General features: G+C 48.8%; 9 protein-coding genes. 3 read left to right on the forward strand and 6 right to left on the reverse strand.

Annotated elements, in window-relative coordinates; genetic code table 11:
* The 6 genes from HMPREF2955_RS03470 to HMPREF2955_RS16130 form a co-directional block, all read right to left on the reverse strand.
* The coding region (locus HMPREF2955_RS03470) for an IS630 family transposase (protein WP_246830057.1) at positions 1–874 on the reverse strand (874 nt) is incomplete at its 3' end.
* Positions 875–2062: 1188 nt separating this feature from the next.
* Positions 2063–3079 carry an Acg family FMN-binding oxidoreductase gene (locus HMPREF2955_RS03475; RefSeq protein WP_070721026.1) on the reverse strand — a complete coding sequence of 339 codons (1017 nt, stop codon included), beginning with the start codon at positions 3077–3079 and terminating at the stop codon, positions 2063–2065.
* A 169-nt stretch (positions 3080–3248) separates the two neighbouring features.
* Positions 3249–3836, reverse strand: coding sequence for a TetR/AcrR family transcriptional regulator (locus tag HMPREF2955_RS03480; RefSeq protein WP_070721029.1), 588 nt, complete (start codon positions 3834–3836; stop codon positions 3249–3251).
* A gap of 411 nt (positions 3837–4247) precedes the next feature.
* Positions 4248–5567: a class I adenylate-forming enzyme family protein gene (locus HMPREF2955_RS03485; RefSeq protein WP_070721033.1), complete on the reverse strand. Its 1320-nt coding sequence runs from the start codon at positions 5565–5567 to the stop codon at positions 4248–4250.
* A complete protein-coding gene (locus HMPREF2955_RS03490) occupies positions 5560–5787 on the reverse strand; it encodes an acyl carrier protein (RefSeq protein WP_070721036.1) in 228 nt (75 codons plus the stop codon). The genes HMPREF2955_RS03485 and HMPREF2955_RS03490 overlap by 8 nt, the downstream gene beginning before the upstream one ends.
* Before the next feature lie 193 nt (positions 5788–5980).
* Complete coding sequence (locus tag HMPREF2955_RS16130) at positions 5981–6121, reverse strand: hypothetical protein (RefSeq protein ID WP_168166859.1); 141 nt, start codon at positions 6119–6121, stop codon at positions 5981–5983.
* Between the two features lie 134 nt (positions 6122–6255).
* Between HMPREF2955_RS16130 and topA the strand changes: the two genes are divergently transcribed.
* From topA to speA, 3 genes are all read left to right on the forward strand, one after another.
* Entirely contained in the window at positions 6256–8610 is a 2355-nt protein-coding gene (gene topA, locus HMPREF2955_RS03495) for a type I DNA topoisomerase (RefSeq protein ID WP_070721038.1), read from the forward strand.
* A gap of 46 nt (positions 8611–8656) precedes the next feature.
* Positions 8657–9235, forward strand: a complete 579-nt coding sequence (locus HMPREF2955_RS03500; RefSeq protein ID WP_070721040.1) for a shikimate kinase — start codon at positions 8657–8659, stop codon at positions 9233–9235.
* Positions 9236–9458: 223 nt separating this feature from the next.
* The gene (speA, locus tag HMPREF2955_RS03505) at positions 9459–11351 is read left to right on the forward strand and encodes a biosynthetic arginine decarboxylase (protein ID WP_070721043.1); all 1893 of its coding nucleotides are present in this window, start codon (positions 9459–9461) and stop codon (positions 11349–11351) included.
* Positions 11352–11751: the final 400 nt, after the last annotated feature.

An 11751-nucleotide genomic window follows, 5' to 3' on the forward strand; every position in this document is an offset into this window, starting at 1 on the left:
TCCAAAGGCGTTCGATGAGGTTGAGGTTTGGTGAATATGGAGGTAGGAACACTTGCCTTATTCTGGTGCCCTTCACCCATTGGGCAAGTTCCTTGTTATGATAGTACTTGGCATTGTCGGATATGATGTATATCTCGGAGGCCTCGGGATGCCTTGCGAGTGCTGCCTCGTAGAGCTCGCGCGTGGACTGGGCATTCACCCTGGGGCTGTCAAGGGCAATGACGTCGGTTACGTCGTGGGCGTTGAGAAGTCCGTTGAGGTTTATCCGGTCACGGCCGCTCACCGTGGGCTGCTCCATGCGTTCGCCTTTCTCCACCCAAGCGTAGGTGGAGCGGCTGTTGTGCGTGGGATGTACGCCGTCGGCATAGTAAACCACGGCGGAACCGTCCATGTCCCTAAGCGTCTTGGCCAGCTCCTCGACGAATTCTTCCTGTTCCTGTGCGTCGGCCTCGCAAGGCACTTCCGTTGTCTTCTTGTAGGTGAACCCGATGCGGTTGAGTAGGTCTACCGTCCCTTGCGGGGTGTACGACACGCCGAAAGTACACTTTATCCATTGGGCAACACTTTTGGCGTCGGTGTATACCTTACGGCGGAGTTCTGCACATAGGGCGGAAATTTGCGAACTGTCAAGAAGTCCCCAATAGCCCTTGTAGTGGTTGTCGGTCAGTTTGGAAATGCCACCCGACTTGTAGGAATCCACATAGTTGTACACGCTGGACAAGCTTATTCCAAGGTCGTAGGCGACTGTTTTCGCATCGTGACCATGAGCCAGCATCAATATGCTGGTAATCTGAGCCCAGTAAGGTTCAAATTCCTTACTGTGCTGAATCCTGCGGAGGGTTTTGAGTCCTTCTAGGGGTAAGTTTAACATCATGATGCAAAGATACGCTTTTTCTTAATATTTCCCAAATCTAATTACTTTTGACTATAAAACGAATTGTGCACAATTAGGACTTCGGAAAGATATAGAAAACTATTATTTTCTTTGTATTAATAAGGCATTCCTTTTTCGTTTAAACACTACTAAATGCACATGTTGCGCGGTAATTGGCCGGGTTGAACGCCGTCAGGACGAGAGTTCTCACAACTATTCTCAACCTGCAACTAGAATTGATAACCCATCACTAGAATACGCTTGCAAGTAAATCGACTGCAATGCAATTAAGCCAAATAGGTTAGAGGCAAACTTTCACACTTCTCCCAATATAACGTTTTGTTAAATTTGGTACTTATATTTTACAAAACACGCCCTCGCTTCCGCCCTCTTCTAGCGAAAATAAATGTTCAAGAGCAAGCAATTAGCTGCTAATTCCAACCTTTCTCGCCCCTTCTCTTACGCATTTTTGTAAGCGTCAGCTACATTTAGCACCATTTAGCCTTTCTATTTTGGTTGCCGGCTCGTAATTTTTCAAGCCCAATTACTCACTTTTAGCCCCTAAAACCCCACTTTTTAATGGATGTTTTGCCCTTTTTTACCATGTTTTTAATGGAACTAAAAGGTTTTGTTTATACCATTACAGTGAATTTTTATGCTTATCATCTTGCATTTAGCAGCATTTTGCATTGCGTTTAGCGGCAAATCGCATTGCATTTAGCAGCAAAACGCACTGCATTTAGCACCAAAACGCACTGCGTTTAGCGGCATATTGCACTGCATTTAGCGGCATATTGCACTGTATTTTACTACAAATAGCCCAAAATTTGGTGCAAATGGCGGTTTTATAAAATATATATTCATTTTGCCAGCATTTACAACTACCCCCTTTTAGCCTCAAAACAAACCTTCACGAGAATTGATTTTTTGCGCCCAAGTGGGCAGTTGGTGGATAAAAATGGCACTCATAGTGTTAAAATCCTTACTGAAAAGCTGACAAAAGATTGGTTGATGAGAGGTTTTTTCAGTTAACAAGGGAACAAGTTAACGAGGTGACAAGGTGGTAGGCGCAGCCATCTTTTCGCTTTTCCATTTTGCCAATCCTCATCAACCCGCTTACTTCACAACTCGTCAACTGGTTAACTTGTCTACTCGTCAACTTGCAAACTTGTCCCCTCGTCAACCTTTCTAATCTCTTTCCACCTTTGCCTCTCTTCGCAGCGAATACGGCATCTTCTTGCCATAGCCAATGCGGATTAAGATGGTGGGGCGTTCGTTAGTTAGCCCCAACTTCTGTGCTAGCTGCACAGACAACGAGGGCTCTTCGTTGGGCTGGTTCAGGTAAGCGTGCGCAATTCCCATCTGCGTAGACCTTAAAAGGAGGCGTTCGAGGGTTCGCCCTAAGTTCACCCACTGTTCAATCGTGTTGTCCTTGGTGGTTAGCAACACGAGGTGAGAGGCCGATGCAATGTTTTTTGCGTCGCTCTTGTTCTGCTTTTTCTCGTTGATGGCCTTGGCCATTATCGGCTTGGCGATAAACTTGGGCACGTTTGGCGCACCGAATACGGCATAGCTTAACCCGTCTTTCATTGCATTTTGGTGTTTCTTATTATACCGCATCCACTGCTGCAACTCCGTTTTAAAAGCCTTATTGTGCATTTGCAGTCGGTTGCCGGCATACACCATTTCGGTAATCGTGGTGTATTCTGCCGAACCATTTTTATAGTAATGCACGCCAATGGAAGGCTCTGCGCCGATGTTCTTTAACAAAACAATGCTGTCTTCGGGAATAATTCGGCCGTCATAGCGGCTCCTATTGGTCTGCCGCAGGGCGATTTGTGCGAACAACGAGCAGGGCATGTCGTGGCTTTGCTTGGTGAGAAACACCCTTATCACGCCCTCGTGGGTAACAGTCACTCTTGTTTCGTAGCCCTTATGGGCGGCTGCAATGCAAAGATTTTCGGCTGCACAGCCAAGACTCACGAACAATTCGCGGTGGTTTGGGTCTACAATGGGCAGCGACTTGGTGAAGTCGGGCAAGATGTCTATCTCTCCTTCCGCTATCTTAAACAACCACGGTTGCGTGTTATGGCCCGATGGGGCCTTAACTGCCTGAGCTATCATAAACAGATAGTCGGGTTCTTGGGCAAATACATTACTCATCATTCCTATAAATAAGATAAGTGTTACAAATATTTTTTTCATCGCTGGATAAGTTAATGAGGTTACAAGTTTACGAGTTTACAAGTTGACAAGTTGACAAGTCTGCAAGTTAACGAGGGTGTAGGTGGACAGTTTACGAGTTTACCAGTGGATGCGTTGCAAGTTTACGAGTGCACTCGCCCTCTTATACACTTGTTAACCCGTCAACTGGTTAACTTGCATTTATCCATAAATCAATCATTAAGTCTAGCCCTTTAACAACCTGCTCCCAACCTTCGTTGCTCCGTAAGTTGATGCCGTTATACGTGGGGCTTTGCTCCTCTATCAGCACCAAATAGCTGATAGAGGCAGAGAGGATGGTGGCCAAGGCTGCAACTTCGGTGTGGTGAGAATGGGTAAAACCGCTCACCGCCTTTATCAATTCGCAGCCATTTCGTTCCCTACGGTCGCGCAACTGCCGAATGTTCTCATTGTCGGTGGTAAGTTCCCAACGGCACAATCGCCTCAACGTAACGTCGTTTCGTAGCTGTACTATTTGCTCGCGAAACATCCGTTTAAGGCTTCCAGCAACATCCGCCTCGTCGATAGCGTGTATATCCGTGTTGGCCCAATAGTCTTTGCTCAGCAAGTAGTGGGCAATCAAATCGTCTAATCCGCCAAAATAGCGGTAGATAAGCATCTTTGAAACGCCTGCTTTTTGGGCTATGGCGTTGACGCCAAGCCGTTCGAAACCATCGTTGGCAATAATGTCGTCAACCGCTTGGAGTATCTTCTGTTGTGTTAGTTCCCTATCTTTCATTCCGTTTGTCTTTTATTATGTTACCAATAAGTAACTACAAAGTTAAGTTACTCGCTGGTAACATACAATAAAGAACTGTTAATTCTTTCGCTTTTACACAAAGTTTAACGCATGAAAGAGGTGCAGCTAGAGCTCTTTTGGGCACAAGAAAGCTAGGAAGAGCCGATGTTTACCAGGTAATTAAGAGGGCAATAGAACATTAAAGCGCGTTAACAAACGTAACGCGCCCACAAGATGGCCTTCCCCCTGCAAAGGAATAGGGGTGAAAAAGATGTGTTTACTTTGGCTATACGCAGGAAGTATGGGTGAGACAGACTCCACCCATGCCCTCTCCTAAGCCTATTATGTCTTTCTTAAAGCATGTTCTAAAAATGCCACTTTTATTTCTTTTCTCCTTTTAAAGTTCACCCTTCACTGTCTTAAAAGATAGCGTTTCCTGTCTATCTTTCCGTTAGGAGTTAGTGCGAAGGCCTCCACCCTTTCGTAGAAAAGCGGCACTTGGTGGGTTTCTAGCCGTTCTTTCAGTCGGCGAGCCAAGTCTTTGGCGTTCATTTCAACATCGCCATCGGCAACAACGAGCAACTTTAACGCTTGGCCTAGGATGGGATGGGGCACGGCGATGCAAACACAAGCCTTTACTTCGGCAAAGCTGTTGGCCGCGGCCTCAACCTCTTGCGGACTAACCTTAAAGCCGCCCGTATTGATGATGTCGCTGTCCCTACATTTAAATTGCAGACGGCCTTGATTGTCTATCTCGCCGCAGTCGCAAGTGGTAAAACTCTTCTCTGTTAGCGGTTCATAAGTTATTTGTTCGCCCATGCGCAGGTATCCGCTCATCAGCGTATCGCCTGCACAACGGATATAACCTTCGGGCGTAATGTCGAAACACGCGTTAGGCAGAGCATGGCCCACGCAGCCTGCCTGCTGATGGTGCGTAAACTCGAAGGTTGCCACCACGCCTGTCTCGGTAGAGGCGTAGGTGTTGAATAGGCGTGTATGGGGCAATTGCTTGTGCAACTCCGCCATTGTGGGCACGTCTAAGGCATCGCCACCTGTCTCGATAAAGGCCAGCTTGATGGCCGCGTCTTTCATTTGCTTACTGCCAAACTTGGTAAGCATACGTATGCATGAGGGCACAAGGAAGGCTCCCACGCTCATTTCTTTGCAAGATGCAAGCAGGGAGAAGAACTCGTTGAAATCGAACTTGGGCATCAAGCAGCACGTTGCCCCCGCTAACATGGTGGCCCAGACCTTAGACAGACAACCCAAATGGTTGAGTTGGCCCGGCACAACAAACCTAATGTCGTGGCGATAAGCTTGCCCATGCACAATGTTCTCGGCACTGGCCACTATGGCTCGCGTGCCAATAACCACTCCTTTGGGCGTGCCTGTGGTACCCGTTGTGAAAAGTACGTCGGCCGAACCTTCGGGAAAGCAAAACCCTTGCAAGGATTTCTCCATCCGCACAGTTTGTTCGGGCGTGGCGGTAGCAGGCAAAAGCACAGCCACTGCCCCCGCAACATGCACGGCAAAGTAGCTAATCAGGAAGTCGGCATCGCAACTTGCCCTTAGCACCACGCCTTTTCGCTGCATGCCTTGGTAGTGTTTGGCGCGCAACATCGTGCGTTGGCGAAGTTCTCCATAGGTAAGTTCTTCGCCATTCAGCATCATCGCCACCCGTTGTGGAGCGTTCTGTGCGTGCCTTTCTATGTACTGTTCAATGCTAAGCATCTGCGTTTTGCTTTCGTCTAACCATCTCGGCCAGGGTGTCAAGGCTCTTAAAGTTGGCTGGCGTGGCGTCGGCGGCATCCACTTCAATGCCAAAGTTGTCGGCCAAGAGCATCATAATCGTTGTTACATCCAACGAATCAAGCTCGGCCATCAAGAACTGCGAGTCGAGATCTACCAGTGGAAGTGCCCCTTCAAGTATGTTTCTTATTTTTTCTTTCATTGCTTATGGGTGGTTTAGCATTTGTTGCTTGTACCTTGCGTGTGCGCATAGCCACTAGGCAAAGTAAAGCACACACAAAATTAATAACAATCGTCCAAACAGCAAGCTTTTTGTTGGGAAAAACCTTCAAGGCATGTTCTAACACACGATGTTGTTGCGCATTTCCAGCCCTTACATCAGCAAACGCGCGAGGTTACTTTACACATGGCGCCTCCGCATGCCGTGTTGTATTGGCCGCCAATTCCTCAATAAGTAAGAAAAGTTGGTCGATGTTTACATCCAACCATTGCCATCCCACAAAAGCTATACGGCCGCTAAGCAAGTCGTTACTCATTAAAAAACGTTAAAGCCTTTATATATAATAAGGTGTATGCAAAAGTTTTATTTACTTTTGCGCGGCAAATGGCATGTGCTCCGTTGGGGTGTACGCCCCTTAGCCGCATGCACAGAACTTAAAATAACAACACCATGCAACAAAACTTAGTGATTGTAGAGAGCCCCGCAAAGGCCAAAACCATAGAGAAGTTCCTTGGAGAAGACTTCAAGGTAATGTCGAGCTACGGACATATCCGCGACTTGAAAAAGACAGGATTGAGCGTAGACCTCGACACCTTTGAGCCTTTCTACGAGATTTCTGACGATAAGAAAAAGGTGGTGGCCGACCTGCAAAAGGCTGCGAAAAACGCCGAACGCGTGTGGTTGGCAAGTGATGAGGACCGTGAGGGAGAGGCCATTTCGTGGCACTTGTGCGAGGTTTTGGGTCTAGACGAAGACAAAACCAACCGCATTGTGTTCCACGAGATTACGAAACCGGCCATTCTTCGTGCCATTGAAGAGCCGCGGCGCGTTGACATGAACCTCGTAGACGCACAACAAGCACGGCGCGTACTCGACCGCATGGTGGGTTTCATGCTCTCGCCCATACTTTGGCGCAAGGTAAAACCATCGCTCTCGGCTGGTAGAGTGCAGAGTGTTGCCGTGAGATTGGTGGTAGACCGCGAACGAGAGATTAACGCTTTCAAGCCCGAAACCTTCTATCGCATCGTTGCTATCTTCGCCATTACCAACAACGAGGGCGGCATGACAGAGGTAGATGCCGAACTAGACACGCGATTTAAAACCCACGAAGAGGCGCTGGCTTTCCTCGAAAAGTGCAAAAACGCCAATTTCACCGTCGAAAACGTCAGCAAAAAGCCATTAAAGCGCTCGCCTGCTCCTCCCTTCACCACCTCTACCCTGCAACAAGAGGCGGCCCGAAAGCTAGGGTTCAGCGTGTCGCAAACCATGATGGTGGCTCAAAGACTGTACGAAAACGGACGCATTACCTACATGCGTACCGACAGCGTTAACCTCTCTGGCCTTTGCATCAATGCCACCAAGGAGGAAGTTACCAAACTATGGGGCGAGCAATATAGCCTGCCGCGCAACTTTCATACGCACGCTAAGGGGGCGCAAGAGGCACATGAGGCCATACGCCCAACCTATATGAACGTCACCAAGATAGACGGAACGCAACAAGAAAAAAAGCTGTACGACCTGATTTGGAAACGAACTGTAGCCTCGCAGATGGCCGAAGCCCTGCTCGAAAAGACGCGTGTTACCATCAACATATCGGGAGCTAGCGAACATTTCGTTGCAACGGGCGAGGTTTTGACCTTCGACGGATTCTTGAAAGTGTACCGCGAATCTACCGACGATGAGGACGAAAACCAGTCGGATTCTTCGCGAATGCTGCCCCCCATCAACGAGGGCGACAAGCTAGAACGCCGCGAAATAACCTCGATAGAACGCTTTACACAGGGTCCTGCACGTTATACCGAGGCCAGTCTTGTGCATAAAATGGAGGAATTGGGCATCGGTCGCCCATCTACCTACGCCCCAACCATCAGCACCATCCAACATCGCGAGTATGTAACAAGGGGCGACAGCAAGGGCAAAGAACGCCAATACCTGGTAGATACGCTTAAAGGCATCGTGATAACGACTAAGAATAAGAAGGAGAACGTTGGCGGCGACAAGGGCAAACTGTTGCCTACCGACGTAGGCATCGTGGTGAACGACTTCTTGATGGACAGTTTCCCCACCATCATGGACTATAACTTTACGGCGCATGTTGAAGAAGATTTCGACCGCATTGCCGAAGGACAAGAGGAGTGGAAGGCCATGATGAAAGCCTTTTACGCCGACTTCGGCCCTACGGTAGACACGGTGATGAACGCTCGTTCGGAGCATAAGGCCGGCGAACGCGTATTGGGCGAAGACCCAACAACAGGCAAACAGGTGCTTGTAAAGATTGGCCGATTCGGTCCTGTGGCGCAGATTGGCGTTGCAAGCGACGACGAAAAGCCGCGTTTCGCCAACCTCACCGCTGGTTTGAGCATCGAAACCATCACGCTCGAAGAGGCTCTCGAACTGTTTAAGCTGCCTCGTACGGTGGGCGAATTTGAAGGTAAGCCCGTGGTAATTGGCTCAGGGAGGTTCGGCCCGTACATCTTGCACGACAAGAAATACACTTCGTTGCCCAAAACCGAAGACCCACACTCGGTTACACTCGAAACTTCGGTGGCACTTATCGAGCAAAAGCGCATGCAGGAAAAGCAAAAGCACTTGAAATCGTTTGCCGAAGACCCGAAACTAGAAGTGATAAACGGTAAGTTCGGCCCATACCTTGCTTACGACGGCAAGAATTACAAATTGCCCAAAGAGTTACACGACAAGGCTAGCGAGCTTAGCTACGAGCAATGTATGGAATTGGTGAAGGCGGCACCCACAAAAGCCAAACGCACCACCAAGGCATCTGCGGCTAGCAAAGCCAAGAAATAAAATTAAAGCCTGCAAAGGCTCCACCAAACAACGCGTTCAGGATAATATGCAAAACGGCTTGCCAAGCACCGCAAGCCCCGATAGGGGCAAAGGCGAGTGCCTTCGCATCATACTCATTGGCTATATGGGGGCTGGAAAAACCACCATAGGCAAGGCCTTGGCCGCCGAGTTGGGCCTGCGTTTCTACGACCTGGACTGGTATATCGAGTCGCGCATGCGCAAAACCGTGGCTCAACTGTTTGCCGAAATGGGCGAAGAGGGCTTTCGTCGCATCGAACGAAACATGTTACACGAGGTAGCCGAGTTCGAAGACGTACTCATTAGCTGTGGTGGTGGCACGCCATGTTTCTTCGACAACATGCAGTACATCAACCAACAAGGCCGAACGCTATACCTTAAAGCCTCGCCCGATGTGCTATACAAGCACTTAAAGATGGGCAAGTCGGTGCGTCCCTTGCTACATAACAAAACGCCCGACGAGGTGAAAGCCTTCATCAGCGAGCAACTTGCCGCGCGCGAACCCTTCTACCTACTTGCTCATCACACCCTCGACGTAAGTCTGATGGACAACTTCGAGAAGATTAAGCTGTCTGTGACACAAGCAAAAGAGGTGCTGGGCGTGTAGTTAGTGGATTAATTAAGGAGTTGACAAGTTGACGAGTTGACAAGTTAACGAAGTGACGAGGTGACGAGTTAACGAGGTGACGAGTAGACAAGATGGTGGGTTGACGAGAGGACAAGTTGATGGGCGCAGCCATCTTTTCACCTTTTCACCCTTTCACCTTTTCACCTTTAAACTCGCCTTTCCTGGTAACGAACATTAATATAAAGAACCCAATATAGCAGAAATGAAGAAATGGACTATTGAAGATTCGAAGGAACTGTACAACATCAACGGTTGGGGCACTTCGTTTTTTGGCGTTAACGATAAGGGCGACGTTTATGTGTCGCCATGTAAGGACAACACCGAGATTGACTTGCGCGACGTGATGGACGAGCTGGCTCTGCGCGACGTTACGTCGCCAGTACTGCTGCGCTTTCCCGACATCCTCGACAGTCGAATTGAGAAAACAGCCAGCTGTTTTAGGCAGGCTGCCGAGGAATACGGTTACAAAGGCGAAAACTTTGTTATCTATCCCATCAAGGTTAACCAAATGCAACCCGTGGTAGAAGAGATTATCTCGCACGGCCGCAAGTTTAACCTGGGGCTTGAGGCTGGCTCCAAACCCGAACTGCACGCCGTTATCGCCGTGCAATGCCAAAGCGATTCGCTCATCATCTGCAACGGATATAAAGACCAAAGCTACATCGAACTGGCCCTATTGGCACAAAAGATGGGCAAGCGCATATTCCTTGTTATCGAGAAACTGAACGAGCTGGAGCTCATCGCGCGTGCTGCGAAGAAACTAAATGTGCGCCCAAACTTGGGCATTCGCATTAAGTTGGCCTCGTCGGGTTCGGGTAAATGGGAAGAAAGTGGCGGCGATGCAAGCAAGTTTGGCCTAACAAGTAGCGAACTGTTACAGGCGCTCGAACTGCTCGACCAAAAGGGGTTGCGCGACTGCCTGAAACTGATACACTTCCACATCGGCTCGCAAATAACCAAGATACGCCGCATACAAACCGCCCTACGCGAGGCTTCGCAATTCTATGTGCAGCTGCATAAGATGGGCTACGACGTAGATTTCGTGGATTGCGGTGGCGGACTGGGCGTGGACTACGACGGAACACGTTCGCCAAGCAGCGAGAGTTCGGTAAACTACTCGATACAAGAATACGTTAACGACTGTATCTACACCTTTGTAGATGCAGCCAACAAGAACGGCATCGAGCATCCCAACATCATTACCGAAAGCGGGCGTTCGCTAACGGCTCACCATAGTGTGCTGGTTATCGACGTGTTGGAAACGGCCACGCTACCCGAAATGAAGGAAGAATTTGAGCCTTCGGAAAACGAACACCAACTGGTAAAAGACCTCTACGACATTTGGGACAACATCAACTCGCGCTCGATGCTAGAAGATTGGCACGATGCAGAGCAAATTCGCGAAGAGGCCCTCGACCTCTTTGCGCATGGCCTGGTCGACCTACGTACGCGAGCAGAAATAGAAAGCATGTATTGGAGTGTGTGCCGAGAAATCAACACCATAGCCAAAGGCTTAAAACATGTTCCTGAAGAATTACGAAACATGGACAAGCTATTGGCCGACAAATACTTCTGCAACTTCTCGCTTTTCCAATCGCTACCCGACAGCTGGGCTATCGACCAGCTTTTCCCCATCGTTCCCATACAAAGGCTCGACGAAAGGCCCACACGCAACGCCACGTTGCAAGACATAACCTGCGACAGCGACGGCAAAATCGCCAACTTTGTTACCAATCGCCACATCTCGCACGTGCTGCCCGTACACACGCTACGCAAAAACGAGCCATATTATTTAGGTGTTTTCCTCGTTGGCGCTTATCAAGAGATACTGGGAGACATGCACAACCTGTTTGGCGATACCAACGCCGTGCACGTGTCGGTTAAGGATGGAAAGTACCACATCGACCAAATCTTCGATGGCGAAACGGTTGAAGAGGTTCTCGACTATGTGCAATATAACCCCAAGAAACTGGTTCGACAACTCGAAATTTGGGTTACTAAGAGCGTTAAGCAAGGCAAAATATCGCTCGAAGAGGGTAAAGAGTTCCTCTCAAATTACCGCTCTGGGTTGTACGGATATACATATTTGGAGTAAACTATTGAGGGGGGGATGCGCATACATCCCCCCAACTTTTTTGTTTGAATGTTGGGATGACCCCAAAATCGCCCGCCAAGGTTCGGTCGACATGCTAGGCCGACCTTGTCTTGACCCCAATCGGTTCATGATAGCCGCTTAGATTTTGTTTGGTTGCTAACCATCTTATCTGGCTTATTCTTGAAGGAGCAGCATACTACGTCGAAAGAATAAGACACAAGATGCCGACAAGCAAACGAAAGACGAGCAGAAAGCGATGGAAACAACCTAAAAACAATTGATAAGCGGCCTAACCACCAATTGGGGTTTAACGCTTTCCCTACAAGTTGAAAACTGGCTGCCAATGGCAGATGATTTCTGTATTTCCAGCAGGTGGTTTCTGTGTTTTCAGCAGGTGGTT

The sequence above is a fragment of the Prevotella sp. HMSC073D09 genome (genome assembly GCF_001814145.1).
Taxonomy (GTDB): Bacteria; Bacteroidota; Bacteroidia; order Bacteroidales; family Bacteroidaceae; genus Prevotella; species Prevotella conceptionensis.

What these genes read in the sequence shown, in the direction of transcription:
- HMPREF2955_RS03475 (WP_070721026.1), bottom strand. Translation starts at nt 3,079, where the DNA reads ATGAAAAAAATATTTGTAACACTTATCTTATTTATAGGAATGATGAGT.
- HMPREF2955_RS03480 (WP_070721029.1), bottom strand. Translation starts at nt 3,836, where the DNA reads ATGAAAGATAGGGAACTAACACAACAGAAGATACTCCAAGCGGTTGAC.
- HMPREF2955_RS03485 (WP_070721033.1), bottom strand. Translation starts at nt 5,567, where the DNA reads ATGCTTAGCATTGAACAGTACATAGAAAGGCACGCACAGAACGCTCCA.
- HMPREF2955_RS03490 (WP_070721036.1), bottom strand. Translation starts at nt 5,787, where the DNA reads ATGAAAGAAAAAATAAGAAACATACTTGAAGGGGCACTTCCACTGGTA.
- HMPREF2955_RS16130 (WP_168166859.1), bottom strand. Translation starts at nt 6,121, where the DNA reads ATGAGTAACGACTTGCTTAGCGGCCGTATAGCTTTTGTGGGATGGCAA.
- topA (WP_070721038.1), top strand. Translation starts at nt 6,256, where the DNA reads ATGCAACAAAACTTAGTGATTGTAGAGAGCCCCGCAAAGGCCAAAACC.
- HMPREF2955_RS03500 (WP_070721040.1), top strand. Translation starts at nt 8,657, where the DNA reads ATGCAAAACGGCTTGCCAAGCACCGCAAGCCCCGATAGGGGCAAAGGC.
- speA (WP_070721043.1), top strand. Translation starts at nt 9,459, where the DNA reads ATGAAGAAATGGACTATTGAAGATTCGAAGGAACTGTACAACATCAAC.